The organism is Palleronia abyssalis (assembly GCF_900302445.1).
In the GTDB taxonomy this organism is placed as follows: Bacteria; Pseudomonadota; Alphaproteobacteria; order Rhodobacterales; family Rhodobacteraceae; genus Palleronia; species Palleronia abyssalis.
Window position 1 is genome coordinate 173,557 of record NZ_ONZF01000004.1, and the last position, 25,307, is coordinate 198,863.

Annotated in this window: 28 protein-coding genes and 1 riboswitch; of the genes, 13 read left to right on the top strand and 15 right to left on the bottom strand. The window is 66.8% G+C overall.

Going from position 1 to position 25,307, the window contains the following annotated elements; all coding sequences use genetic code 11:
• Positions 1-388: 388 nt before the first annotated feature.
• Positions 389-2,179, bottom strand: a complete 1,791-nt coding sequence (locus PAA8504_RS11035) for a methyl-accepting chemotaxis protein (protein ID WP_108894243.1) — start codon at positions 2,177-2,179, stop codon at positions 389-391.
• A gap of 89 nt (positions 2,180-2,268) precedes the next feature.
• A complete protein-coding gene (locus PAA8504_RS11040; RefSeq protein ID WP_108894244.1) occupies positions 2,269-2,904 on the bottom strand; it encodes a pyridoxamine 5'-phosphate oxidase family protein in 636 nt (211 codons plus the stop codon).
• Between the two features lie 76 nt (positions 2,905-2,980).
• On the opposite strand from PAA8504_RS11040, the gene pdxR reads away from it, so the two are divergent.
• A complete protein-coding gene (gene pdxR / locus PAA8504_RS11045) occupies positions 2,981-4,435 on the top strand; it encodes a MocR-like pyridoxine biosynthesis transcription factor PdxR (protein WP_181375767.1) in 1,455 nt (484 codons plus the stop codon).
• A gap of 314 nt (positions 4,436-4,749) precedes the next feature.
• On the opposite strand, the gene PAA8504_RS11050 is transcribed toward pdxR, so the two are convergent.
• The 8 genes from PAA8504_RS11050 to PAA8504_RS11085 all read right to left on the bottom strand — a co-directional run bounded on the left by PAA8504_RS11050 (position 4,750) and on the right by PAA8504_RS11085 (position 11,276).
• A complete protein-coding gene (locus tag PAA8504_RS11050; RefSeq protein WP_108894246.1) occupies positions 4,750-4,980 on the bottom strand; it encodes a hypothetical protein in 231 nt (76 codons plus the stop codon).
• A gap of 147 nt (positions 4,981-5,127) precedes the next feature.
• On the bottom strand, positions 5,128-6,309 hold the full coding sequence (gene metK / locus PAA8504_RS11055) for a methionine adenosyltransferase (RefSeq protein WP_108894247.1): 1,182 nt from the start codon (positions 6,307-6,309) through the stop codon (positions 5,128-5,130).
• A gap of 6 nt (positions 6,310-6,315) precedes the next feature.
• Positions 6,316-6,365: riboswitch (SAM-SAH riboswitch) on the bottom strand.
• A 33-nt stretch (positions 6,366-6,398) separates the two neighbouring features.
• The gene (gene lnt / locus PAA8504_RS11060) at positions 6,399-7,847 is read right to left on the bottom strand and encodes an apolipoprotein N-acyltransferase (RefSeq protein WP_108894409.1); all 1,449 of its coding nucleotides are present in this window, start codon (positions 7,845-7,847) and stop codon (positions 6,399-6,401) included.
• A gap of 16 nt (positions 7,848-7,863) precedes the next feature.
• Positions 7,864-8,724 carry a CBS domain-containing protein gene (locus tag PAA8504_RS11065; RefSeq protein WP_108894248.1) on the bottom strand — a complete coding sequence of 287 codons (861 nt, stop codon included), beginning with the start codon at positions 8,722-8,724 and terminating at the stop codon, positions 7,864-7,866.
• Positions 8,725-8,761: 37 nt separating this feature from the next.
• A complete protein-coding gene (ybeY, locus tag PAA8504_RS11070; protein ID WP_245897589.1) occupies positions 8,762-9,259 on the bottom strand; it encodes an rRNA maturation RNase YbeY in 498 nt (165 codons plus the stop codon).
• On the bottom strand, positions 9,252-10,268 hold the full coding sequence (locus tag PAA8504_RS11075; protein ID WP_370739686.1) for a PhoH family protein: 1,017 nt from the start codon (positions 10,266-10,268) through the stop codon (positions 9,252-9,254). Before PAA8504_RS11075 ends, ybeY begins: the two co-directional genes overlap by 8 nt.
• 139 nt (positions 10,269-10,407) lie before the next feature.
• Positions 10,408-10,704 (bottom strand): hypothetical protein, encoded by a 297-nt coding sequence (locus tag PAA8504_RS11080; RefSeq protein ID WP_108894411.1) that lies wholly within the window; start codon positions 10,702-10,704, stop codon positions 10,408-10,410.
• Between the two features lie 5 nt (positions 10,705-10,709).
• Positions 10,710-11,276 (bottom strand): OmpA family protein, encoded by a 567-nt coding sequence (locus PAA8504_RS11085; RefSeq protein WP_108894250.1) that lies wholly within the window; start codon positions 11,274-11,276, stop codon positions 10,710-10,712.
• 254 nt (positions 11,277-11,530) lie between these two features.
• Between PAA8504_RS11085 and PAA8504_RS11090 the strand changes: the two genes are divergently transcribed.
• Positions 11,531-11,845 (top strand): hypothetical protein, encoded by a 315-nt coding sequence (locus PAA8504_RS11090; protein WP_108894251.1) that lies wholly within the window; start codon positions 11,531-11,533, stop codon positions 11,843-11,845.
• Positions 11,846-11,852: 7 nt separating this feature from the next.
• Here PAA8504_RS11090 and miaB read toward each other — a convergent pair whose 3' ends face one another.
• A complete protein-coding gene (gene miaB / locus PAA8504_RS11095) occupies positions 11,853-13,172 on the bottom strand; it encodes a tRNA (N6-isopentenyl adenosine(37)-C2)-methylthiotransferase MiaB (RefSeq protein WP_108894252.1) in 1,320 nt (439 codons plus the stop codon).
• 172 nt (positions 13,173-13,344) lie between these two features.
• Here miaB and PAA8504_RS11100 point away from each other — a divergent pair, with 172 nt between their 5' ends.
• A complete protein-coding gene (locus tag PAA8504_RS11100) occupies positions 13,345-14,154 on the top strand; it encodes a hypothetical protein (protein ID WP_108894412.1) in 810 nt (269 codons plus the stop codon).
• 4 nt (positions 14,155-14,158) lie between these two features.
• Here the strand turns inward: PAA8504_RS11100 and irrA are convergent, their stop codons facing one another.
• Complete coding sequence (gene irrA, locus PAA8504_RS11105; protein ID WP_108894253.1) at positions 14,159-14,587, bottom strand: iron response transcriptional regulator IrrA; 429 nt, start codon at positions 14,585-14,587, stop codon at positions 14,159-14,161.
• A 126-nt stretch (positions 14,588-14,713) separates the two neighbouring features.
• On the opposite strand from irrA, the gene fabA reads away from it, so the two are divergent.
• The 4 genes from fabA to PAA8504_RS11125 are packed head-to-tail and all read left to right on the top strand — an operon-like array spanning position 14,714 to position 17,750.
• Positions 14,714-15,223, top strand: coding sequence for a bifunctional 3-hydroxydecanoyl-ACP dehydratase/trans-2-decenoyl-ACP isomerase (gene fabA / locus PAA8504_RS11110; protein ID WP_108894254.1), 510 nt, complete (start codon positions 14,714-14,716; stop codon positions 15,221-15,223).
• A 22-nt stretch (positions 15,224-15,245) separates the two neighbouring features.
• The gene (fabB, locus tag PAA8504_RS11115; protein WP_108894255.1) at positions 15,246-16,472 is read left to right on the top strand and encodes a beta-ketoacyl-ACP synthase I; all 1,227 of its coding nucleotides are present in this window, start codon (positions 15,246-15,248) and stop codon (positions 16,470-16,472) included.
• 5 nt (positions 16,473-16,477) lie between these two features.
• Positions 16,478-17,269, top strand: a complete 792-nt coding sequence (locus PAA8504_RS11120; RefSeq protein WP_108894256.1) for an enoyl-ACP reductase FabI — start codon at positions 16,478-16,480, stop codon at positions 17,267-17,269.
• A 16-nt stretch (positions 17,270-17,285) separates the two neighbouring features.
• Positions 17,286-17,750, top strand: a complete 465-nt coding sequence (locus tag PAA8504_RS11125; protein WP_281259946.1) for a YdcF family protein — start codon at positions 17,286-17,288, stop codon at positions 17,748-17,750.
• Positions 17,751-17,776: 26 nt separating this feature from the next.
• On the opposite strand, the gene PAA8504_RS22070 is transcribed toward PAA8504_RS11125, so the two are convergent.
• Together PAA8504_RS22070 and PAA8504_RS11130 are read right to left on the bottom strand one after the other, a co-directional pair.
• Entirely contained in the window at positions 17,777-17,917 is a 141-nt protein-coding gene (locus tag PAA8504_RS22070) for a hypothetical protein (protein WP_181375769.1), read from the bottom strand.
• A 121-nt stretch (positions 17,918-18,038) separates the two neighbouring features.
• Positions 18,039-18,476, bottom strand: a complete 438-nt coding sequence (locus PAA8504_RS11130) for an FKBP-type peptidyl-prolyl cis-trans isomerase (RefSeq protein WP_108894258.1) — start codon at positions 18,474-18,476, stop codon at positions 18,039-18,041.
• Positions 18,477-18,680: 204 nt separating this feature from the next.
• On the opposite strand from PAA8504_RS11130, the gene PAA8504_RS11135 reads away from it, so the two are divergent.
• The 6 genes from PAA8504_RS11135 to PAA8504_RS11160 all read left to right on the top strand — a co-directional run bounded on the left by PAA8504_RS11135 (position 18,681) and on the right by PAA8504_RS11160 (position 23,855).
• On the top strand, positions 18,681-19,367 hold the full coding sequence (locus tag PAA8504_RS11135) for a haloacid dehalogenase type II (RefSeq protein WP_108894259.1): 687 nt from the start codon (positions 18,681-18,683) through the stop codon (positions 19,365-19,367).
• Positions 19,360-20,172 carry an alpha/beta fold hydrolase gene (locus PAA8504_RS11140; RefSeq protein WP_108894260.1) on the top strand — a complete coding sequence of 271 codons (813 nt, stop codon included), beginning with the start codon at positions 19,360-19,362 and terminating at the stop codon, positions 20,170-20,172. Before PAA8504_RS11135 ends, PAA8504_RS11140 begins: the two co-directional genes overlap by 8 nt.
• Positions 20,154-21,122 carry a threonine ammonia-lyase gene (locus PAA8504_RS11145; RefSeq protein WP_108894261.1) on the top strand — a complete coding sequence of 323 codons (969 nt, stop codon included), beginning with the start codon at positions 20,154-20,156 and terminating at the stop codon, positions 21,120-21,122. The genes PAA8504_RS11140 and PAA8504_RS11145 overlap by 19 nt, the downstream gene beginning before the upstream one ends.
• Positions 21,119-21,865, top strand: coding sequence for an alpha/beta fold hydrolase (locus PAA8504_RS11150; protein WP_108894262.1), 747 nt, complete (start codon positions 21,119-21,121; stop codon positions 21,863-21,865). The genes PAA8504_RS11145 and PAA8504_RS11150 overlap by 4 nt, the downstream gene beginning before the upstream one ends.
• A complete protein-coding gene (locus PAA8504_RS11155) occupies positions 21,858-22,559 on the top strand; it encodes an alpha/beta fold hydrolase (protein ID WP_108894263.1) in 702 nt (233 codons plus the stop codon). The genes PAA8504_RS11150 and PAA8504_RS11155 overlap by 8 nt, the downstream gene beginning before the upstream one ends.
• An 87-nt stretch (positions 22,560-22,646) precedes the next feature.
• Complete coding sequence (locus PAA8504_RS11160) at positions 22,647-23,855, top strand: TCR/Tet family MFS transporter (protein WP_108894264.1); 1,209 nt, start codon at positions 22,647-22,649, stop codon at positions 23,853-23,855.
• A 32-nt stretch (positions 23,856-23,887) separates the two neighbouring features.
• On the opposite strand, the gene PAA8504_RS11165 is transcribed toward PAA8504_RS11160, so the two are convergent.
• Entirely contained in the window at positions 23,888-25,264 is a 1,377-nt protein-coding gene (locus PAA8504_RS11165; RefSeq protein WP_108894265.1) for an aspartate aminotransferase family protein, read from the bottom strand.
• Between the last annotated feature and the right edge of the window lie 43 nt (positions 25,265-25,307).

Here is a 25,307-nt window from a genome sequence, read left to right on the forward strand (position 1 = left end):
CATCCGGTCCCGCGCCCCAAAGCGGAAGACAGGAAGGCCGTCGCGCCGCGAAACTCTTGGTACTACATGATGCCGGGGCGTGGTCGCTGATGCTGCACGAGGGGGCAATACTGATTGGCTCCGTCGCCTGAATCCGCTGGGAAAGTCCCCCGACACCGTCCCCTGCGACAGCCCAACCTTAGGCACTGATGCTGCCTGACCGGGGCTCCGGGGTCCGCCTCCCGTTTAGTGCGACGCGGGGCTGCCGGGCGAAGGGCGGGGACTTGGCCGCCGAAGACGTAGCCTCGGTTCGGTGGCGGCGCCAGTCGGCCCCTTTGGACTGACAGAAGCCGTCAATCGGGCCGGGGCTTGCCGCCTTGGACAGGCCCCGGCCGGCGGTCAGGCTCGATCAACCGGCGTAGCGCTTCCAGTCCCCCTCCGGGATGTCGTCGGCGGAGAGATCCAGGTTGAACGCGTCGACCATGTCGGTGCGCTCCGGGGGCGTCTTTGCCGGGCGGGGCATGGCTGAGACTTTTGCCACAGGCGCCACCTTGCGCGGTGCGCTCCCCGACGCGGCTGCCTCATCGACATGGAAGTACGAGATAACGCCCGTCAGTTGCTGGGACTGCGAGGCCAGTTTCTGGCTGGTCTCCGCCGTTTCGCCTGCCGCGGTCGCGTTTTGCTGGATCACCTTGTTGAGGTCGCGGATCGCCTGGTTGATCTGTTCGGCTCCCACATTCTGCTCGCGCGTGGAGGCCGAGATTTCCGAAACCAGATCCGCCGTGCGCTGGATATTTGGCACCAGCGCTTCCAGCATCTGGCCCGCCTGGCCCGAGAGTTCGACCGTATCGGACGACAGCTCGCCGATTTCCGATGCGGCTTGGCGGCTGCGTTCTGCCAGTTTGCGCACCTCGGACGCGACGACGGCGAAGCCCTTCCCGTGGGAGCCGGCGCGCGCCGCCTCGACGGCCGCGTTCAGCGCCAGAAGGTCGGTTTGGCGCGCAATCTCCTGGATGATATTGATCCGCTCGGCGATCGTCTTCATCGCGGTGACCGCGTTACCCACCGTCTCTCCTGATTTGCGGGCATCGTCGGCGGACTGGCTGGCGATAGATTCGGTCTGGGCGGCGTTGTCGGCATTCTGGCGGATGTTCGCGGTCATTTCCTCCATCGAGGCAGAGGCCTGTTCGACCGCCGCGGCCTGCTGATCGGACCCTTGGGAGAGCTGGTCAGCCGTCCGGCTCAGACCCTCGGCGCCCTCGGACACCGAGGCGGTGCTGACCGTCGCGTTGGCAATCACGTCCCGCAGCTTGAGGACCATGTCGCGCAGGGCGATGCCCATCTGGTCTTCGTTCGATCGCGGCGTGACGTCGACTGTCAAATCGCCCTTGGAAATCGTCGTCGCGGCTTCGCTGGCCTGCTTGAGGTTGGCGATCAGGCGACGGGCCGAGGTCGCGAGCAGGGCGATCTCGTCCCGGCGCCCCGTGTCGGGAAGATCCACTGCGAGGTTACCATCCGCCAAGCGCTCCATGGCCCCGGTCAGCGTCTTCAGCGGGCGCGAAATGCTGCGGGCGATGACCCAGGCGCCGACGAACAGAAGCGAGAGGAGGACGGACAGCTTGATCATCACGCTCATACCCTCCTGCCACAGGGCGGTCGCGATCGCAGCCTCGAGGTCCTCAAGGTAGACACCCGTCCCGATCACCCAGTCCCATTCAGGAACGAGGCTGGAGTAGCTGATCTTCCCGATCGGTTCTTCGGCACCGGCCCGCGGCCAGAGATAGGGGGTGTAGCCGCCGCCTTCGCCGGCCCGGGCGATCAACTGCTGGAATAGCGGAACACCGTTCGGATCGCGCGTTTCCCAGAAGTTGTCGCCGATCAGTTCCGTCTTCGGGTGCATGATCATCTGCGCCGCGCTGTCGGTGATGAAGAAATAGTCGTCGTTCCCGTACCTGATCGCGCCCAACGCGTCCGCCGCCCGGGCCTTCGCCTCATTGACGGTCAACTCGCCCGTCTCGGCGGCCTCTACGAAGGATTCGACGATCGAGACGGCCAATCCAGTTTGATCGCGCAAGACCTCCTCGCGGTCATGCAGCAGAACCTGCCGCAAGTTTGCGATCTGGAATGCGGAACTTGCGACGAACAGCAAGGCCGCGAAGGCGACGAGGGCCGCGATTTTTCGGGATACCGTCAATTGCATATGGGAAACCTTTTCCGAACGTGGATATGAACTGTTGGCCCCCAGCCTGCGTGCAATCTCGGAATAAAGAGTGAACGATCCTGACCGGATCAGACAAATTTTTCGCGTGCCGCCCCGAGAGAGGGCGGTTCGGGCGCGTCGTCGGGGGTATGCGCGTCGGAGACGCCGCGTCCTAGGCCGGTGACGACCGGCAGAACCCCGCCCCACAGTCCCGAGGCGTGATCGTCCGGGTCGTCCCTTGGCGGGCCGGTGCGCACCTTCGCGCTGGCGTGTTCGATGTCTATGGCAACGACCCCAGTTGCCTTGCGCTCCTGCGGGGTCATGGGGCGAATCTCGGCGCTGCGGCCCGGCAGCAGATGGTCGGTTATGGCGATGAGGGCTTCGTCGATCTCCTGTCCTTCCACCACGCGCGCAGTGCCGTGGACGATGGCCGAGCGGTAGTTGACAGAGTGGTGAAAGCCCGACCGCGCCACGACGATGCCGTGAAGCTGCGTGACCGTCAGGCACACGGCCACCCCGTCGAGCTTCGCGATCCGGGTCTTGGACGCGCCGTGCAGATACAACGCATCACCGATCCGGGCATGGGCCATCGGCATGACCATGGGGCGACCGGCATCCAGAAAACCGACATGCGCCACGAGGCCGGTATCGAGGATGTCGTCGATCGTCGCGCGATCGGTGTGGGCGTTCTTGGGCTGTCTGGCACGGGCATAGGCGGGAAGCATCGGGGGTCCTTCACGATTGACTGACCGCAGGATTATGGGGACATGTGGTGCGTTCACAGCTCCAGTTATCGGCAATATGACCAAACCACTTTCCCTGCCCCTGTTCTGCGCGCCCTCCCCCGACCGGGACGATGCGCTGGCCGTGCAGATCTATCGCGATCTTCTGGCGGCGATCCGCGCAGGGCGACTCGACCGGGGCGCCCGCCTGCCGTCGAGCCGGGCGGCCGCCGCCGAGCTCGGTGTTGCGCGCAGCACGGTGAACACGGCCTACGATCTGCTTCGGGCCGAAGGCGCGGTCGAGATCCGGCGCGGTGCCGCCCCCGTTGTGGCGGCAGGACCCACAGCCCGGGCCGAGTGTCCGTCGGGGATAGCGCTGCGCCTGTCCAGTCGGGGTACCGCGCTGGCCGTGAACCCGCGGATCGGAGCGGCGGGGGGCGCCCATAGCCTCATGTCTCCGGGAGAGCCGAGCGAGGATCTGTTCCCGGCCGACGAATGGGGCCGCACCCTGCGGCGGGTCGCGCGGCGGCGGCATGGGTCCTGGTCCGCCTATGCCGATCCGCATGGCCTGTCCGAACTGCGCCGGATCCTGGCCGAACGGCTGGCCGCGGACCGGGGCCTGTCGGTCGATCCCGGGTGGATCGTGATCACGACCGGCACGCAAGGCTCGCTGTCGCTGGCCGCGCAGCTGCTGACAGAGCCGGGCGATGTCGCCGCGATGGAGGATCCGGGGTATCTGGGCGCGCGCGCGGCGTTCCTGGCGGCGGGACTGCGGCTGGCCCCGCTGCCGGTGGATGGCGATGGCGCGCGGTCCGATGCGATGCCCGAGGCGGCGCGGGCCATCTATCTTACGCCGTCGAACCAGTATCCGATGGGCGTGCGGCTGTCGCGCACACGGCGCATGGCGATCCTTGCCCATGCGCAACGAACGGGCGCCGCGATCCTGGAGGACGACTACGACAGCGAATTTCTCTGGCGCGGCAGAGAGATTGCGGCCCTGGCGGCCGAGGCGCCGGAGGGACCGGTGGTGTTCATGGGATCGGCCTCGAAGGTGCTGATCCCGGCGCTGCGGCTGGGTTGGATGGTCGTGCCGGGCGCGCTGGTCGATCCCGTCAGGGCGGCACAACGGACCTTGGGGACGGTTGCGAACCTGCACGCCCAGGCCGCCCTGGCCGAGACCATGCGCACCGGCCGCTACCGCGCGCAGCTGGGGCGCATCGCGCGGGTCTACGAGGCGCGGGGCCGGGCATTGGCCGAGGCCCTGTCCGAGCTGCCGGGCGTATCGGTGCGCCCTCCGGATGGCGGCGTCCAGGTCGCCGTGCAACTTGAACGGCCCGAGGACGAGGATGCTGCCCTTTCGGCCCTGGCAGCGCGGGGCTTCGGTCCGGGGCGGCTGTCGGCCTATGCGTTGGAGGGCGGCCCGCCGGGGCTGATTGTGGGGTTCGCGGACGCCACGTCCGAGAGGACGGAGCAGTTCGTCAATATCCTGCGGGATGTATTGCGCGGCAGCGCGCGCCAGATGCCCCCGGCCTGACCCGTCGGGAATTGGTGTCAGACCCGCGCACCGGGCCGCACCATTGCCTTGGCGGGTCCTCTACGTCCGGCAGCAGATAACGCACTGGGGTTGGGGAATGCGGGCGCCGGACATCGCGGAGATCGCGAAGGGTTCGATACGCCGTTCGTGGTGATCGATCCCGAGGGAACAATCCCCGTCCACCTGTTCGGGTTTCAATGGCGGCCCTCCACCGGTACCAAGCTATCGCGGAAATCGTGCTGTTCGCGTTTGCCACGTTCATGAACGTCGGCGACCCGAAACCGGTCGGCGAGATCCAGCAGGACGGGGCGCGATCACCTCTCGGGCGGGGTCTTTGCGCTGGCGCTACCGTCCAACGCCTCGCCTGCGGCGGGGCTGGCGATCATGATCCTGACTGACGACAGCACGCCCGGGGCGGACCAGCCATAACAGGCGCCCTTCTGCTTTTCCCTGATGGCGTGCATGATCCGATGCCCGATCGGCTCTACCGGGGCTTCGCTGATCTTGCGCGTCATGTTGATCATGCGGCCGGCGATCGCGGCCAAGCCGCTGCAACGTTCTGCCCCGACGGGCCTCGTCGACGTGAGAGGGATACGTCATTGAAACCGCAGGGTGACGGCAGGCCGCCTGGAAACGAAAAGACCCCCGTCGCTTTCGCGCCGGGGGTCTTCGGGTCGGGTCGGAACGCGGGTTCAGACCGCGCGACGCAGGGCGTCGGCGAGGTCGGTCTTTTCCCACGAGAAGCCGCCGTCATCCTCGGCGGCGCGCCCGAAGTGGCCGTAGGCGGCGGTCCGCTCGTAGATGGGGCGGTTGAGGCCCAGATGCGTGCGGATGCCGCGGGGCGTCAGGTCCATGACCTGGGCGATCGCGTTCTCGATCTTCTCTTCGTGGACCTCGCCGGTGCCGTAGGTGTCGGCATAGATCGACAGGGGCTTGGAGATGCCGATGGCATAGCTCAGCTGGATCGTGCAGCGCTTGGCCATGCCGGCGGCGACGACGTTCTTGGCGAGGTAGCGCGCGGCATACGCGGCCGAGCGGTCCACCTTGGTGGGATCCTTGCCCGAGAACGCACCGCCGCCATGGGGGGCCGCGCCGCCATAGGTGTCGACGATGATCTTGCGGCCGGTCAGGCCCGCATCACCATCCGGACCGCCGATCACGAAGACGCCGGTGGGGTTCACCCACCATTCGGTGGCGTCGGTGATCCAGCCATCGGGCAGGACTTCGCGGATATAGGGCTCGACGATGGCGCGGATGTCGTCGGAGGTCTGCGTGTCGTGCTTGTGCTGGGTCGACAGCACAATCGACATGACCTCGACCGGCTTGCCGTTCTCGTAGCGCAGCGAGATCTGGGACTTCGCGTCGGGGCCCAATGTCGGCTCGGCGCCGGATTTGCGGGCCTCGGCCAGGCGCTTGAGGACCTGGTGGGAGTAATGGATCGGCGCGGGCATCAGCTCGGGCGTATCCTCGACCGCGTAGCCGAACATGATGCCCTGGTCGCCGGCGCCTTCGTCCTTGTCGCCCTCGGCATCGACGCCTTGCGCGATATGGGCCGATTGCGCGTGCAGCAGGTTCGTGACCTCGCAGGTGTTCCAGTGGAACTTGTCCTGCTCGTAGCCGATGTCCTTGATGCAATCGCGCGCGATCTGTTCGACGCGGCCCAGGTAGTCGTCCAGCTTGGTCTTGTCGTTCAGTCCAACCTCGCCGCCGATGACGACGCGGTCGGTCGTGGCGAAGGTTTCGCAGGCGACCCGAGCTTCGGGTTCCTGACCGATGAAGGCGTCGAGAACGGCATCCGAGATGCGGTCGCAGACCTTGTCGGGGTGGCCCTCGGACACGGATTCCGAGGTGAAGATATAATTCTCGCGCGGCATGAGATGTGCTCCATTATCTGATAACAGCGCACGCCAGGAAGCCGTTGTGCGCCTATCCCCTAGGCGCGTAGCCGGGGGGGGCGTCGCCTTCAAGCTGTTTTTCGGCGGAATCTTAACGCAGCGGCAAGACTGAGCAGGATTGCCACGAGGGCGGGCCAGTCGCCGGTGCGCGCGTAGGTTGTAGGCGGCAGCGCGGGCGGCAGAACCGTATCCAGCGCGCCGGTCTGCCCCAGCCCCAGGCTGGCCGTGACGCGGCCGCGGGCGTCGATCATCGCGGTGATGCCGGTATTGGCGGCGCGCGCGAGGGGCAGGCCCTGCTCGATCGCGCGCATCCGGGCGATGGCAAGGTGCTGCTGGGGCCCCGCGAACGTACCGAACCAGGCATCGTTGGTGATCTGCAGCAGCCAGTCGGGGCGAACCGGCGCGCCGCCGACCTCTTCGGGGAAGATCGCCTCGTAGCAGATCAGCGGCAGGACCTGTCCCAACGGCCCCAGATCGACGAGGCGCGGCCCGGGGCCCGCAGAATAGCCGAACTGCCCCTGCGCCAGGCCGCGCAGGCCGAACCGGGCGGCCAGATCGCCCAGGGGCATGTATTCACCGAAGGGCACGAGGTGGTGCTTGTCGTAGGTGTCGACCACGCGCGCCTCGGGCGAGATGACCAGAAGGCTGTTGTAATATAGCGGCCCCTCGACCCGTTGCGCGCCCACGACCACCGGTGCCCCCCGCCCTGCGCCGGCCAGAAGACCCAGAACCGGGTGGCCGGGTTCGAGCAGATAGGGGACGGAGGTTTCGGGCCAGATGATCAGGTCGGGATTGCCCGGCGCGGCGCTGGCGTCGAGCGCGTCCGAAAAGTAGATGGCCCCAAGCTCAGGGTGCCATTTCTCGTCCTGCGGGGCGTTGGGCTGGACTAGCCGGATCACGGGCGCGTCCGAGGCCGGAAGCGGCGCGGGCGGGACCAAGGAAAGAAGCACGGGCGGCAGGATCGCGGCGGCGATCAGCGCGGGAATGGCGGGCCACCGGGGCCCGATGGCGGCCAGCGCCCCGGCGAACAGCCCGGTCAGCAGGGTCAGGCCGAAAGGTCCGATGACGGCAACCGACTGAACGGCGGCACCCTCGGACCAGATGTAGCCGATCAGAGACCACGGAAACCCCGTCAGGATGAGCGAGCGGAGCGTTTCAACCCCAGCGAGCGCGCCGCCGAACGCCAGCGCATAGCGCCATCCTCCCCCGGGGGCGATGCGGCGCGCCAGCCAGAAGGCCAGCGCCCAGAACAGCGCGAATCCCGTCGCGGTGAACAAAAGGCCGAAAGGCGCCATCCAGCCATGCCTTTCGGCATCCACCAGGAAGGGCTGGACGATCCAGTGCAGCGTGACGCCGAAATATCCCGTCCCCGCGCAGAACCCGATCCACGCGGCCCGGCGCGAGGTGTTCGACCGGGCGGCCAGCCAGCCCGCGAGGCCCAGCCCCGCAAGGCCCAGCGCCACGATGGAGAACGGCACCTGTCCCAGTGCCGCCACGCCCCCTGCCCCGGCCGCCATCAGGCGGCGCGTGCCCTCACGCACTGACGGGCAGGCGCACGCGAAGGCGTTTCAGACGGCGGGGGTCGGCGTCGACGATCTCGATCTCGGCACCCGAGGGGTGCGAGATGACTTCCCCCCGTGCGGGCACGCGGCCGGTCAGGACCACGACGACGCCACCAAGGGTATCGATCTCCTCGTCCTCATCCTCGTCGGTGAACGAGACCTGGGTCGCGTCCTCAAACTCCTCCAGCGGGGTGCGGGCCTGGGCGATCCAGACGCCGGGCTTCTCTTCGGCGAAAAGCTGGGCTTCGTCCTCGTCGTGCTCGTCCTCGATCTGGCCGATAACCTGTTCGATCAGGTCCTCGATCGTGACAAGGCCGTCCACACCACCGTATTCGTCGATCACCAGGGCCATGTGGGTCCGCTCGCTCTGCATCCTTTGCAGCAGGACGCCGATGGGCATGGAAGGGGGCGCATAGATCAGAGGGCGCATCAGGGTGGCGAGATCGAAATCCCCGTCCGCGCCGAACCCGTGCTTGAGGGTGAAATCCTTGAGATGGATCATGCCCTTGGGATGGTCCAACGTTCCGTCATAGACCGGCAGCCGGGTCAGCCCCGAGGTCCGGAAGACCTCCACCAGGTCGTCTATCGGAATGTCGAGGGGGACCGAGATGATCTCGACCGAGGGGATCGCCACATCCTCGACGCGCATCCGCGAGAGATTGACCAGACCGGGGGGCATGCGCTGGACGCGCGTGTCGACCTCCTCGGGGTCATCCGTTTCGGGGGTCGAGAAGGCCTCGAATATCCGTCCGAAAAATCCTCGGTCCGGACTGTCCTGCTCGGGATCGACCTGCTCCTGGTCCGATCCCGCAACGTTGTCTGCGTGAGACATTTCACCTTTCCAGTTGACGGGCTTCACGTGCCCAACTTCATCTATATGGGTTTTCGATCCCCAAGTCCGCAAGGATTTCGACCTCGACCCCTTCCATGAGCGCCGCATCGCCGTCGCGTTCGTGGTCATAGCCCAGAAGATGCAGAGTGGCGTGGATCAGAAGGTGGGTCAGGTGGTGGTCCAGCGGTATGTCCCCCGCGCGTGCCTCGGCCGCGCAGGTCTCCCACGCGATGGCGATGTCGCCCAGCTCGGGGTCGTCGGGGGGCGCGGGGTGGCCGCCCTCGACGTCGGGCGCGCGATCCTCCGTCGGCCAGGACAGCACGTTGGTAGGCCGGGGCTTGCCGCGGAAATCGGCGTTGAGGCTGGCGATCCGGGCATCGTCGCAAGCCAGGATCGCGATCTCGGCCTCTTCGATGCCGCGGTGGTCCAAGGCCGCGCGCACGGCGCGGGCCGCGACCCCGTCGAGATCCACGCCGGCCCACCCTTCGGCCTCGATCAGGACGTCGATCTCGGGCGCCATTGCAGTGTCAGGCATCGGCCTCGTAGGCCTCGATGATCTTGGCGACCAGCGGGTGACGCACGACGTCCTTGGCGGTAAAGTAGTTGAACGCGATCCTGTCGATCCCGGTCAGCAGCCGTTCGGCATCCGCCAGCCCCGAGACCTGCCCCCGCGGCAAGTCGACCTGCGTGCGGTCGCCGGTGATGACCATGCGCGACCCTTCACCCAGGCGCGTCAGGAACATTTTCATCTGCATCGACGTCGCGTTTTGCGCCTCGTCCAGCACCACGAAGGCGTTGGACAGCGTCCGCCCGCGCATGAAGGCCAAGGGCGCGATCTCGATCTTCTTCTCTTCCTTCAGCTTCTGCAGCATCTTGGCGGGCAGGAAGTCGTTCAGCGCGTCGTAGAGCGGCTGCATGTAGGGATCGACCTTTTCCTCCTGGGTGCCGGGCAGGAAGCCCAGACGTTCGCCCGCCTCGACGGCGGGGCGGCACAGGATGATCTTGTCCACGTCGCCCTGCACGAACAGGTTCACGCCCACCGCGACGGCCAGGTAGGTCTTGCCGGTGCCCGCGGGACCGATGCCGAAGGACAGCTCGTTCTTGAACAGCGCGCGGACGTAGGCCTTCTGCGCCTCGGTCCGAGGCTCGATCAGCTTCTTCTTGGTGCGAATCTCGACCTTGCCCCCCTGGAACATCTCCATCTGGTCGCCCGCATCCGCCTCGACCTCGGGCGTTTCGGGGCCCATGCGGATCTCGGCGTCGATATCGGCGGGCGTCACGGCGCGCCCCGCCTCGAGCCGGGCATACAGCGCGCCCAGCACGTCCGCCGCGCGGTCGCGCGCCTCGGGCTCGCCCATCAGGGTCAGATGGTTGCCGCGACGGAAGATCTGAACGCCCATATGGCTTTCGATCTGCACTAGATGCGCGTCGCCGACGCCGCACAGGTCGATCAGCAGACGGTTGTCGGGAAAGTCGAGATGCGTCTCGGCGAGGTCCGGGGTGGTATGATCCAGCGGGGACAGGGGGCTGGGAGTAAGGGCCAAACGAAGCTCCTGCAGGGGACGGGTCCGTCCAACATCGTGGGGACTGCCGGCAGGATAGACAAGGGGCTTCGAGGGACGCACACGCGAAAAGCCGCGCGGGGGATCGCCCCGCGCGGCAGATCGACGAAGTGACCTAACGTCAGATCGGGTCGGCGACGGGCGACCCCGCCCCGTCGGGACCGTAAAGCGTGAAGGGCGGCAGAAGACCGCAGACCGGCTTGCCGTAGCGGTCCAGCCGGTTCATCTGATAGCCCTCGATCCCGTCGTCGATGGCCCAGTGCTCGCACCCGTCGCCGTCGACCCAGATGCCGGGGGTCTTGGTCAGATTCTGCAGGCTCTTCGAGTCGACGAAGCGGTCGACGGTCTGGTCGGTCTTGGTGGCGCAGCCGGCGACAAGCGTCGCCCCGGCCAGGAGAAGGACAGGGATGTTTTTCATGACGCTCACCGGATGCAGATGATTTCGACGCGACGGTTCTGCTGCATGCCGGCAGCCGTCTGGTTCGACGCGGCCGGCTGGCGTTCGCCATAGCCACGCACGTCGTTGATGTTCCGCCCCATTCCGGCGGCATAGCGTGCGACCGCGTTGGCCCGGTTGTAGCTGAGGCGGATGTTGTATTCGTCGGACGCGCGGCTGTCGGTGTGGCCGATGATCGTGTAGGCGCGCGCGTCGGTCTGGCCGAAGAACGATTGCAGGTACTGCTGGCCCTGCCGGCTGATCTTCGCGCTGTCGGTGGCGAACAGGACGTCGGTGCTCATCACGCCGCAGGTCTCGACCTTGTGGCAGACGGGCAGGCCTTGGCGCGTCAGCCGGTTAGAGCCGTACCCCTCCCAGCCGTCGTCGCGGACCCAATGTTCGCATCCGTCGGGATCGATCCAGATCGTGCCGACAGCCCGCTGTTGCGCCTCGACCCCCTGGACGCCAAGCGCCATGCCCGCCGCGAAAACCGCCAGACCGGCCGCCCTTGCGACATTTCGGATAAAGTTGAACGCCACCACTGTCTCCTTCATCTTGCGGATCCGGTCGGCCCTCGCGCCGAAATCACATTTTTATGTTGCGGAAGATTAACGGCTTTTCATCTCAAGGGAAGTCTGAACTGCCCCCGGACCTTCGCGCCGGACCAGTGGGGGACGTATCAGGGTATTGGCAAGGCATCCGAAACAGTCTGTCGCCTTGATCCCCGGTCCGAACCGCGAACGGCGCTGGTGTTGACGTCTGTTCGGGGTACACTCGCCGGGCTAGCAAAATCTGAGGGGATTCAATGATGAAACGTTTACTGTTGTCCGCCGCATTGGCGGTCGGGGCCGGTGCGCCGGCGGTCGCCCATGACGTGTCGGGGGCGCATGGCGCCCATACCGGTCCGGTGGTCGTGGTCAGCTGCTATCGCGGCCCGTGGGCCCAGATCATCTGGGACCATCCGCAAGCGCCGTTCGTCGACAGCCTTGTCAACATCGGCTATTCGTTCAGCCAGGCGACGGCTATTGCCGAGCGCGTGTGCCGCGACCAGACGCTGGTCGGAAATCCCGACGGCCTGAAGGCCGTAACGCGCGAGATCATCGCGACATCGCCGCGGTACTGACCGCCGGTCAGATCAGCGCGCCTGCCAGCGAGTTGGCAGCACTTGCGGTAATTCGGATTCGGCGCAGATCGCCTGGTGCCAGATCAGGGGCCTCGACGAAGACCGAGTGCAGGTGGTCGGACTTGCCGACCATCTGCCCGGGTGCACGACCGGGCTTTTCGAAAAGAACGCCGACCTCCTGCCCGACCATCCGGTCCTGCACGGCGGTCTGCTGCGTGCGCAACAGCGCCTGAAGGCGCTGCAACCGGTCGTCCTTTGCCGCCTCGTCCACCTGCGTTCGTTCGGCCGCCGGGGTGCCGGGACGGGTCGAGTACTTGAACGAATAGCACTGGCCGTATTCCACGGCCTCAACCAGCGCCATCGTCTGGGCGAAGTCTTCCTCGGTCTCGCCCGGGAAGCCCACGATGAAATCGCCCGAGATCAGGATGTCGGGGCGGGCGGCGCGAATACGCTCGATCAGGCGCAGATAGCTTTCGGCGGTGTGCTTGCGGTTCATCGCCTTCAGCACCCGGTCGCTGCCCGATTGCACGGGCAGGTGGAGGTAGGGCATCAGCTTGTCGACCTCGCCATGGGCGGCGATCAGGTCGTCATCCATGTCATTGGGGTGGCTGGTGGTGAAACGGATCCGCTCCAGCCCGTCGATCTTCGCCAGTTCGCGGATCAGCCGGGCCAGCGACCATTCGCCCCCCTGCCCGGCGCCGTGATAGGCATTCACGTTCTGGCCCAGCAGGGTGATCTCGCGCACGCCGCGGTCGACCAGATCGCGCGCTTCCGAAAGCACGCGGTCGGCGGGGCGGCTGACCTCGGAGCCGCGGGTATAGGGAACCACGCAGAAGGCGCAGAACTTGTCGCAGCCTTCCTGCACCGTCAGGAAGGCGGTCGGACCGCGCTTGGCCTTGGGGCGGGATTTCAGCCGCTCGAACTTGTCTTCCTCGGGAAAGTCGGTGTCCAGCGCCTTGACGCCCTTGCCGGCCTTCGCCTCCATCTCGGGGAGGCGGTGATAGCTTTGCGGGCCGACGACCAGATCGACCATGGGCTGACGGCGCAGGATCTCCTCGCCCTCGGCCTGGGCCACGCAGCCGGCCACACCGATCTTCAGATCGGGGCGCGCGTCCTTCAGGCCCTTGAATCGGCCCAGTTCGGAATAGACCTTCTCGGCCGCCTTCTCGCGAATGTGGCAGGTGTTGAGCAGGATCATGTCGGCGTCGTCGGGCGTCAGGGTCTCGACATAGCCCGACCCGCCCAGCGCCTCGGCCATCCGCTCGCTGTCATAGACGTTCATCTGGCAGCCGTAGGTCTTGATGAAGAGCTTTTTCGGCGCGGTCATGGCACGACCCCTTCGTGAAACTGTGCGACGCAAGCCTCTATCGCGACGGGCCGTCCATCGCAACCGAGGCCGCGGCTTGCAAAGACGCCGGTGGCTGGCCCAGATAGCCCCCGTGAGCTTCGCCCAGACATATCCCGACCTCGCGACCTACGAGCGGACCCGCACCCCGCCGATGACGGGCCCGGTGGGGATCCTGCTGGTCGAGGACGACATCGAGGCGCAGAGCGCCCTGGATCACCTTGTGCGGGCCGGGTTCAAGACTGTGGTGGTCATGGCCCCCGAACGCGTCGCGCTGACGCCCGATTCCGCCGTGGCCGTGATCCGCGTGGGCTGGCGCAACCAATCGCGCGGACGGGTGCCCGATGCGGTGAACGCGGTGGCGCGCAAGGGGCCGGGTCTTTGGATGCATTACTGCTTCAACGCCGAATACCTGTTCTTCCCCTTCTGCGAGACCCGCAAGGTGGGCGAGATGCTGGCCTTCCACACCGAAGAACGCCGCGCGGCCATGCTGACTTATGTGGTCGACCTTTATGCCGAAGACATCTCGACCGGGGCAGTCTGCCGCGAGACGGCGCATCTGGACGCCTCCGGCTATTACGCGACCTCGCGACCCGATCCCGTTACCAATTACCCGATGGAGCGGCAGCTGGATTTCCACGGCGGGCTGCGCTGGCGGTTCGAGGAACACGTGCCAGCCAATCGACGCAGGATCGACCGGATCGGCCTGTTCCGGGCCGCCCCGGGCGTCGACCTGCGCGAGGATCACACCTTCAGCCAACCCGAATACAACACCTATTCCTGTCCCTGGCATCACAACCTGACGGCGGCGATCTGCTCGTTCCGGGCGGCAAAGGCGCTGACCACCAATGCCGGGTCGCGCTATGACATCAGTACGTTCATGTGGTATCGCTCGGTCCCGTTCGAATGGACGTCGCAACAACTTCTGGACCTCGGCCTGATGGAGCCGGGACAGTGGTTCTGAAGGATCAGCGCCGGCGCAGGCGGATGATGACGTCGACCGATGCGATCTCGGCGCCCTCTGGGGCGTCGGGCAGGGATTCGATCTTCAGCTGATCCGCCGGGGCGTCGATCAGGGCGCCGTCGTCTTCCCAAAGGAAGTGGGGATGGTCGTCGGTGCGGGTGTCGAAATAGCTTTTCTGCCCCTCGACCCGGATCTCCTGCAACAGCCCTGCGTCGCAGAACGCCTTCAGGGTGTTGTAGACCGTGGCCAGCGAAACCCTTTCGCCTGCGGCGCGCGACGCGGAGTAGAGCGTTTCCGCCGTGACGTGCCGATCCTCTCCGTCGCCGACAAGAAGGGCGGCCAGCGACAGGCGCTGGCGCGTGGGACGAAGGTTCGCCGCCGCCAGCCAGTCGCGGCCGCGGGTCAGACGGGTGTCGTCGATATGCGTGTCCATCCTGCTCATGCGACTTAATATAGGAGAGAAAGCAAGCGGGTTTCAATCCGGCGTCGCCCTTGCACCGTTTCAGGGGGGTCTGCTAGACGCCCACAACACTGTGACCGCGCCGCCAGGAGGGCCCGCATGTCCGATTACCCCACGTCCTTCGACAAGGAGGATCTGATTCGTTGCGCCAAGGGCGAGCTGTTCGGCCCCGGCAACGCGCAGCTTCCCCTGCCGCCGATGCTGATGATGGACAGGATCACTGACGTCTCGGCAGACGGGGGGGCCCATGGGAAGGGCCACATCACGGCCGAGTTCGACATCGATCCCGACCTTTGGTTCTTCGAATGCCACTTTCCGGGCAACCCGATCATGCCCGGTTGCCTGGGCCTCGACGGTCTTTGGCAGTTGACGGGCTTCAACCTGGGCTGGCGCGGCTGGCAGGGGCGCGGCTATGCGCTTGGCGTGGGCGAGGTGAAGCTGACCGGCATGGTCCGCCCCGACCGCAAGCTTCTGACCTATCAGGTCGATTTCACCAAAGCGGTGCAGACCCGGCGCCTGACGATGGGCGTCGCGGACGGGACCGTTCACGCCGACGGCGAGTTGATCTATCAGGTCAAGGACATGAAGGTCGCGCTCTCACAGAGCTGACCCCGACAGGAAGGGAATTGCCATGCGCCGCGTCGTCGTCACAGGCCTTGGAATCGTATCGCCCATCGGCAACTCGGCCGAGGAAGTCGTGCAGTCGCTGAAAGCCGGCCGCTCGGGGATCGAAGCCAGCCCCGAAATGGCCGAGCACGGGTTCCGCAGTCGGATCGCCGGGACGTTGAAGATCGACGTGGCCGACCATGTCGACAAGCGCACCCTGCGCTTCATGGGGCCGGGCGCGGCCTACGCCCATATCGCCATGAGCCAGGCCATCGCCGATGCGGGCCTGCCGGAAGCGGTCGTATCGAACCCCGCCACCGGCCTGATCGCAGGCTCCGGCGGGCCGTCGACCAGCGCCCTGCACGAGGCGCACCGCATCGTCGAGGAGAAAGGCAGCCCCAAGCGCATCGGCCCCTTCGCGGTCCCGAAAGCGATGTCGTCCACGGTCAGCGCGAACCTGTCGACGGCGTTCAGGATCAAGGGGATGAACTTCTCGATCACCTCGGCCTGCTCGACCTCGCTGCACTGCATCGGCATGGCCGCGCAACAGATCATGCTGGGCGAGCAAGACGTGATGTTCGCCGGCGGCGGCGAGGAGCTGGACTGGACCCTGTCCTGTCTGTTCGACGCGATGGGGGCGATGTCCTCGAAGTTCAACGATACCCCCCAGAAGGCCAGCCGCGCCTTCGACAAGGACCGCGACGGCTTCGTCATCGCCGGCGGCGGCGGCATGGTGGTGCTGGAGTCGCTGGAGCATGCACAGGCTCGCGGCGCCAAGATCTATGCCGAGGTGACCGGCTTCGGCGCGACCAGCGACGGGCACGACATGGTGGCCCCGAGCGGTGAGGGCGGCGAGCGTGCGATGCGCCGTGCCCTGCGCGATTTCGATGCCTCCCGCGTGGGCTACATCAACGCGCACGGCACCTCGACCCCCGTGGGCGACGTGGGCGAGGTCGAAGCGGTGCGCCGCGTCTTCGGCGAGGGGCAGACGCCCCCCATCAGCTCGACCAAGTCGATGACGGGCCATAGCCAGGGCGCCACCGGCGCGCAGGAGGCCGTCTATTGCCTACTGATGCTGCAAAACGACTTCATCGCGCCGTCGATCAACGTGGACACGCTGGATCCGGCGATCCACGAAGGCGAGATCGCGACAGACCTGCGGGAGAACGCGGGCCTCGATACGGTAATGACCAACTCGTTCGGCTTCGGCGGAACGAACGGGTCGATGCTGCTGACCAAGTGGAAGGACTGACGGGCATGGGACTTCTCGACGGCAAGCGCATCCTGATCATGGGCGTCGCCAATGATCGATCCATCGCTTGGGGCTGCGCCAAGGCGATGGCCGCGGCGGGGGCCGAACTGGCCTTCACCTACCAGAACGACGCTCTTCTGAAGCGCGTGAAGCCACTGGCCGAAAGCGTCGGCAGCGATTTCCTGATCCAGGCGGATGTTTCCGACGACGACAGCATGGACTCCGCCTTCGCGGCCCTGGGCGAACGCTGGGACCGGATGGACGGGGTCGTCCATGCCATCGCCTATTCCGACAAGAACGAGCTTGCGGGCCGCATCATCGACACGACGCGGGCGAACTTCCGCAACTCTCTGTCGATCTCTTGCTACAGCCTGATCGACGTGGCCAAGCGCGCCAGCCAGATGATGCCCGACGGGGGCACGATTCTGACGATGACCTACCAGGGGTCGAACAAGGTCACGCCGTTCTACAATGTCATGGGGGTGGCGAAAGCAGCGCTGGAATCTGCGGTGCGCTATCTGGCGAACGATCTGGGCCCCGACGGCATCCGGGTGAACGCGATCAGCCCCGGCCCGATGAAGACGCTGGCGGGCGCGGCCATCGGCGGCGCGCGCAAGACCTTCAAGCACACCGAGCAGAACGCCCCGCTGCGCGCCAATGCCACGCTGGACGCGATCGGCGCGACGGCGGTTTATCTGGCGTCGGATGGCGGGGCCTGCACCAGCGGCGAGGTGCTGCATGTCGACGGGGGCTATCACGTCCTCGGGATGCCGCAGGTCGACAATATCCACGTCTGAACATGTCCTCGTGGTGATGGGCGCGGCCGTCTGGACGGGCGGCGTGCCCTCGCCTGCCTTGCGGCGGCGCTGCGCGGCGGCGGCACGGCTTTACCTGCGGGGCGGTATCGACAGCGTGGTCCCGTCCGGTGGCATGGGCGTGCATCCCCCATCCGAAGCCGATGTCATGACCCGTCTTTTGATCGCGGATGGCGTGCCCGAAGCGGACATCTTGCCGGAAGACCAAGCCCGAACCACGATGGAAACCGCGCTTCTGGTGACGGCCCTCGTGGGCCCGGCGCGGATCACGGTCGTCTCGGACGCCTATCACCTACCGCGTTGCTGGCTGGCCTTCCGGGCACATGGGCATCGCGTCGCGCTTTTCGATGCCGATGCGGCGCCCCGGCGAAAATGGCGGATCACCGCACGGGCATGGTCGCGCGAGGCGGTGGCCCTGCCCTATTACGCCGTCAGAATCCTGATGGGCCGGATCGATAGATAGGCGGGGTCGGGTCGCCCCGCCCCGGGTCAGGTATAGTTTCCGACCACGAGGGCGAACACGAAACACCCGATCATGAAGGCCATCAGTTTCATCAGGAAGAACGGGCTGGGTTCCGAGGGGTTCATTTTGTCCCAAACCGTGGCAATCCAGGATCTGTCGTCGGACATAGGGATGTTTCCTTGAAGGGTCAGGATCGGGCCGCGGGAAGCATGATGCTCCGCGGCCCGAAACGAAAGGGGCGCCGATCCAGGTGGACGGCGCCCCATCATGCGATGCTGTAGGGAAGGCTTAGCCGGCTTCCTTGATCTCGACCAGTTGGACGTCGAACGTCAACTGCTGACCGGCCAGCGGGTGGTTGGCATCCAGCGTGACTTCCGAGTCATTTGCCTCGGTCACGGTAACGGGCAGCGTCTGGCCATCGGGCGTCTGCATCTGCAGCTGCGTGCCGGGGTCGGTCGGGATGTGCTCGGGGATCTGCTCGCGCGGGACGGCCTGAATGCGGGCCGGATCGCGGTCGCCATAGGCTTCGGCCGGCTCGATCACGACTTGCTTCGTGTCGCCCTCGGTCATGCCCTGAAGCGCGTTGTCGAGGCCGGGGATGATCTGACCCGTGCCCAGTTGAAACTCAAGCGGGTCGCGACCCTGCGAGCTGTCGAACTGGCTGCCGTCGGCAAGGCTGCCGGTGTAATGCATGCGAACGGTATCGCCTGGCTTTGCCTGGCTCATGAGAGATCCTTTCATGTATGGGGCGTGTTTTCGAGGCCGCCAGTCTCGGCGGGTACTCGGTGATACGGGCTAAAGGTGGGGCCGACGGCGTGCATTTAAACCCGAGGGACGGTAATTTCCGGGATTTTCGGGCGAAAACCGCAATTCTACGCTGCTTGTACGCAAAGTCGCGCCATGCGACGGTCCGCGCGAAAGGGGACAGCCATGCCGATCACGACCTGCGTCTTCGATGCCTACGGGACGCTGTTCGACGTCTCTGCCGCTGCCCGGACGCTTGCGGCCGAGCCGGGTCGTGCGGCTCTCGCCGCGGTGTGGGACCGCCTGGCCACCGACTGGCGGACCAAACAGCTGGAGTATTCCTGGCTGCGCGCCGCGATGGGCGAACATCGCGATTTCTGGGGCGTGACTCAGGACGGTCTGGACTGGGCGCTGGAGCGGCACGGGCTGGACGACGACCGCGAGCTGCGCCACCGGCTGCTGGCCCTGTATTTCGAGCTGGAGGCCTTCGCCGAGGTGCCCGCGATGCTGGCGCGGTTGGCCGAGTCCGGGCAGACCGTAGCGATCCTGTCGAACGGGTCGCCCGACATGCTGACCGGGGCGGTGACCTCGGCCGGGATCGGGGGGTATCTGGACGCGGTGCTGTCGGTCGAGGATGTGGGCGTCTTCAAACCGGCCCGCGCGGTCTACGACATGGTGGGGGCAAGGTTCGGATGCGCCCCGGCCGAGGTGCTGTTCGTGTCGTCCAACGGCTGGGACGCTGCGGCGGGCGCGGCCTACGGGTTCGACACGGCCTGGGTGAACCGCGCGGGTGGGCCCGTCGACCGCCTGCCCGCCCTGCCCCGCCGCATCCTGAACGACCTGACCCAGATACCGGAGATCGCGAATGCCTGACTTCACCACCTCGGACGGGCTGCGCCTGCATTACGAGGATCGCGGCGACGGCCCGCCGATCCTGTGCCTGTCGGGGCTGACGCGGAACTCCACCGATTTCGACTACCTCGCGCCGCATTTGTCGGATGCGCGGATGATCGCGCTGGACTACCGCGGCCGGGGGCAATCGGACTGGGCCGACCCGTCGACCTATACCGTCCCGGTCGAGGCCCGCGACGCGGTCGAGCTTCTGGATCACCTGGGCCTGGACCGGGTGCCGGTGATCGGCACCTCGCGCGGCGGGATCATCGCGATGTTCCTGGCCGCGACCGCGAAGGACCGGCTGGCGGGCGTGTGCCTGAACGACATCGGCCCCACGATCACCGAGGCCGGGCTGGCCGTCATCCGGTCCTATATCGGTCGCAATCCGCCGCAAAAGACCCATGCCGAGGCCGTTGCGGCCCGCGCCACCCTTCTTGCGGGGTTCCAGAACGTGCCCGAGGACCGCTGGCGTGCGGAGGTCGAGAAACACTATGAGGAAACGCCGGACGGGCTGCGCATCAACTACGATCCCGCGTTGGCGCAAACCATGACCGAGGGCGCGGCGGCGCCCGATCTGTGGCCCCTTTTCGACGCGATGGAGGGGCTGCCGCTGGCTTGTATCCGGGGCGCGAACTCGGATCTGCTGAGCGCTGAGACGGTCGCCGAAATGCAGGCCCGCCGCCCCGACATGATCGTGGCCGAGGTACCGGGCCGCGGCCACGTGCCATTCCTTGATGAACCGGAATCGCTGGACGCGATCGCCCGATGGAGAGAACGCCTTTGAACATCGAAATGATTCAGGCCGCTGCGGACCGCATCGCGGGACAGGCCGTGGTGACGCCGATCCTGACCTCTCCCTTCCTTGACGAGATCGCGGGCCGCCGCGTGTTCGTGAAGGCCGAACCCTTGCAGCGCACAGGCAGCTTCAAGTTCCGCGGCGCGTTGTCCGCCCTGTCGGCCCTGCCCGAAGGAACCCCGGGGGTTCTGGCCTATTCGTCGGGCAACCACGCGCAGGGGGTGGCGCTGGCCGCCTCGATGCTTGGCCTTCCGGCCGTGATCGTGATGCCCGAGGATGCGCCCGATCTGAAGATCGCCAACACCCGCGCCCTGGGGGCGGAGGTCGTGCTTTACGACCGTGCGGGGGGCGTCAGCCGCGAGGCGGTCGGCGCGGATCTGGCCAAGGAACGTGGCCTGACCTTGGTGAGACCCTATGACGAACCGCAGGTAATCGCAGGCCAAGGGACCGTCGGGCTGGAATTGGCCGATCAACTGCCTGCCGATGTGACCGGCGATGTTCTGGTCTGCTGTGGCGGCGGCGGGCTGACATCGGGCATCGCGCTGGCTTTGGAGGCACGGCGGCCCGGCCTTCGGGTCCGCCCGGTCGAGCCCGAGGGCTTCGACGACGTGAAACGCTCGTTGGCGGCAGGCACGCGGATGGCGAACGACCGGGCATCGGGGTCGATCTGCGATGCCATCGTGACGCCCAGCCCCGGCGAGCTGACCTTCCCCATCCTGAACCGCCTGTCCGGCCCCGGGATCGCCGTCAGCGACGACGACGCGCTGCGCGCCATGGCCGCCGCCGCGATCCGCCTGAAACTGGTGGCCGAACCGGGCGGCGCCGTCGCAATGGCCGCCGCGCTGTTCCACGCCTCCGAGATCGAGGGCGACGCCGTCACGGTCATCGTCTCGGGCGGGAACGTGGATCCTGGGGTGCTGGCCCGGGCGCTGGCGTGACGCAGCTTGCCGTCCCGCTGGACCGGGGAGCGGGCGCGCCGGTCGTCCTTTTGCATGCCGAAGGGGTCGATGCGTCGATCTGGGCCGAAGTCGCGGCGGCGCTGCCCGGTCGGGTGGCGGCCCCCGACCTTCGGGGGCATGGCCGTTCGGACGTCGTCGATCCACCCTATGCCATGGGCGCGCTGGTCGGCGACGTCGAACGCATGATGGAGGCGCGCGGCCTGACCGGCGCCGTGATCGTCGGCCTGTCGCTGGGCGGAATGATCGCACAGGCGCTGGCGGTGAAGCGGCTGGATCTGGTGCGGGGGATCATCCTGATCAATTCCGCGGCCAAGATCGGCACCCGTGTGGGATGGGAGGATCACGCGCAAGCCGTGGCCCGGGGCGGCATGGCGGCGGTGGCGGACGATCTGGCCGCCAAATGGGCGCCGCGCGGTGGCGACCCGGCCCCCATCGCGAAGCGGCTTCTGGACTGCGCGCCCAACGGGTATCGCGGGGTCTGCGCGGCCATGGCCGGAACCGACCTTCTGGCGGCGACCGCGACCCTGCGCCTGCCCGCGCTGGCGCTGGCCGGGCGGGAGGCGCAGGCGGTGCCACCCGACTTGGTGTGCGAAACGGCCGCACTGATCCCCGGGTCCGAGTTTGCGCTGATCCCGCGCGCGGGGCATCTTGCCCCCCTCGATGCAGCCCGGGACACCGCCGCGTACATCACGACGTTTCTGGAAAGGACTGGCCATGCCTGAGATTCTTCTGATCCACGGGTCCTGCCACGGCGCGTGGTGCTGGCGAGACGTCCTGGCCGAGCTCCAGGCCATGGACCAGCCCGCCCGCGCCATCGACTTGCCGGGACACGGCGCCGATCCGACCCCGGCAAGCGACGTCACGCTCGACGGCTATGCGCGCGCGATCCTGGACGCGATCGACACACCTGTCGTCCTGGTCGGCCATTCCATGGGCGGCTTCCCGATCACCGCCGCGGCCTTGGAGGCGCCCGAAAAAATCGCGGCGCTGGTCCATGTGGCGGCCTATATCCCCGCGTCCGGCCGCAGCCTTGCCCAGATGCGCTTCGACTGGCCCGAACAACCCCTGGCCGGCGCCATCGAGAAGACCGGCCCCCATGCCTTCGTCTTCCGAGACGAGTCGCACGACCCGCTGTTCTACCACGACTGCCCCGAAGGCACTCTGAATTTCGCCCGGGCGCACCTGACGCCGCAGCCGCTGGCCCCCAACGATACGGCGTTGCCCGGCATCCCGAAGGTGCCGCGCCACGCGATCCTGTGTACCGAGGACCGCGTTATCCCGCCGGCCTACCAAGCCCACATGGCCCGCGATCTGCCGCCGGGCCATGTCTCTGAACTGCCAACAGGGCATTCGCCGTTCTTCGCCGCGCCGAAGGCTTTGGCCGAAAGGCTGGCATCCATCGCCCGTGCGGCATAAGGACCGGGGGTATGCGTACAGAACGCGAGGTCGCGCGTTGACGCCACGCCACCCCGCGTCCATACCCGCGCGACGACCGGAGACCTGATGCGCACGCGCCTTCCCCTAGTATTCATCCTGATCACGCTGGTAATCGATGCCATGGGCATCGGTCTGGTGATCCCCGTGATGCCGCGCCTGATCATGGAGATCGAGGGCGGCACGGTGGCCAAGGCGGCGCTGTGGGGGGGCGTATTCTCGACCGTCTATGCGGCGATGCAGTTCCTATGCGGCCCGCTTCTGGGCACTCTGTCGGACCGGTTCGGACGACGTCCCGTGCTTCTGGTCACGCTGTCGGTCATGGCGCTGGATTATGTCGTGGTGGCCCTTGCTGGCAGTGTCTGGCTGCTTTTGTGCGCGCGGGTGATCGGCGGGATCGCCGCCTCGACCCGGTCTGTGGCGACCGCCTTCATCGCCGACATCTCGACCTCTGACCAGAAGGCCGCACGGTTCGGCCTGGTCGGCGCCGCCTTCGGGGTGGGATTCGTCATGGGGCCGCTGCTGGGCGGTACGCTGGCCGAATTCGGCACCCGCGCACCGTTCTGGGCCGCCGCGGGGCTGGCGCTGGCGAACATGCTTCTGGGCCTGTTCGTCCTGCCCGAGACGGTCACCGCGAAGATGAAACGCCCCTTCGCCTGGAAGCGCGCGAACCCGCTGGGCGCGCTTCTGGACCTGGGCCGGCAAGAGCGTGTCGGCCGCCTGACCTTCCTGTTCTTCCTCTATCAGACGGCATTCTTCGTCTATCCCGCGATTTGGGCGTACTACGCCGAGGAGCGGTTCGGCTGGGGGCCGTCCACCATCGGCGTGTCCATCGGCCTGTTCGGCGTGTCGCTGGCCATAGTGCAGGGCGGCCTGATCCGTTGGGTGCTAAGGGTGCTGGGCGATCGGGGGACCGTCCTTTACGGCATCGTGTTCAACGCTTTTGCGTTCCTGGCGCTGGGATTGGCGGATTCGGGCATGCTGGCGCTGATCCTGACGCCATTGGCCGCCTTGGGCGGTGTGGTCATCCCCGCCCTTCAAGCGATGATGAGCCGCGCGATCCCCGACAATGCGCAAGGGGGGTTGCAGGGACTTCTGACCAGCGCGGGCGCGCTGGCCATGATCGTCTCGCCCCTGGTGATGAGCCAGGTCTTCTGGCTCGCCACCGCCGAGACGACGCCGTTCTACATGCCCGGCGCGCCCTTCTTCGTGTCGATGTTGCTGATGGCCGTCTGCGCCGTTGTGTTCCTCGGGCGCAAACGGATGACGCAGCGCTAGATTTTCGGGTCGAAAATCCGGGGCTTCGGACGTTAGAACGTCGCCTTCACCGCCTTCACGGTCGCCGCGACGATCTGGTCGGCCTCGTCCTTCGTCAGGCTGAGGGGCGGCGCGAAGCCCAGGATGTCGCCCCCGGGCATGGCCCGTCCGATCACGTGCGAGGTTGCCAGCTCTGCCACCACCTGGGCGCCCATCTTGCGCGCCGGATCGAAGAACGTGCGGCTGTCCTTGTCCTCGACGAACTCGATTGCGCACAGCATCCCCTCGCCCCGGACCTCGCCCACGTTCGGGTGATCGCCCAGCGCGTCCGTCATCTGCGCGTTCAGGTAGGCGCCGATCGTCCCGGCGTTCTCGACGAGAGTCAGATCGTCGATCAGTTTCAGGTTCGCCACGCCCGCGGCCGCCCCGATCGGATGGGCCGAGTAGGTCCAGCCATGTCCGATCGGGCCGTTCTCGTCCGTGCCTTGCTCGAGCACCTTCCAGACCTTGTCGCTGACGATGGACCCCGACAGCGGCGCATAGGCGCTGGTCAGGCCTTTCGCGATGGTGATGAAATCAGGTTTCAGCGCGTAGTGCGCGGATCCGAACATGGTCCCCAGGCGGCCGAACCCGGTCACAACTTCGTCGGCGACCAACAGGATGTCGTGCTTTTGCAAGATCGGCTGGATCGCCTCCCAGTAGCCTTTCGGCGGGGGGACGATGCCGCCGGTGCCCAGCAGCGGCTCGGCCCAGAAGGCGGCGATGGTGTCGGCGCCCTCGCGCGCGATCATCTCCTCCAGGTCGGCGGCGCATTGGGCGACGAACTGCGCCTCGCTCTGGCCCAGGTCATCGCGGCGGAAATAGTAGGGCGCGGTGGTGTGCAGGATCGGGTCCAGCGGCAGGTCGAATTTGTTGTGAAACAGCGGCAACCCGGTCAGCGAGCCCGTCATCAGCCCCGACCCGTGATAGCCGCGCCAGCGCGAAATGATCTTTTTCTTCTGCGGCAGCCCGCGGATGTTGTTGTAGTACCAGATCAGCTTCAGGTTCGTCTCGTTCGCGTCCGACCCCGACAGGCCGAAATAGACCTTGCTCATGTGATCGGGCGCACGCTGCATCACCATCTGGGCCAACGTGATCGACGCCTCGGTCCCGTGGCCCACATAGGCATGGTAATAGGCCAGCTCATGCGCCTGCTTGGCGATGGCGTCCGCGATCTCGGTCCGGCCATAGCCCACGTTCACGCAATAGAGGCCGGCGAACCCATCCAGCCAACGCTGGCCGTCGCGATCCTCGATATGGGCGCCCTTGCCGGTGCGGATCACGCGGCCCTGCGCCTCGCCCCGCGCGTGCTGCGCAAGGTGGGTCGAGGGGTGCATGAAGTGATCGCGGTCCCACTGGCTCAGCTGATCGTTCACGAGTTGCTCGTCCATCGCGGTGTCCTTTCGTCGTCTGCCTTTCGCCTGCCTTACGCCG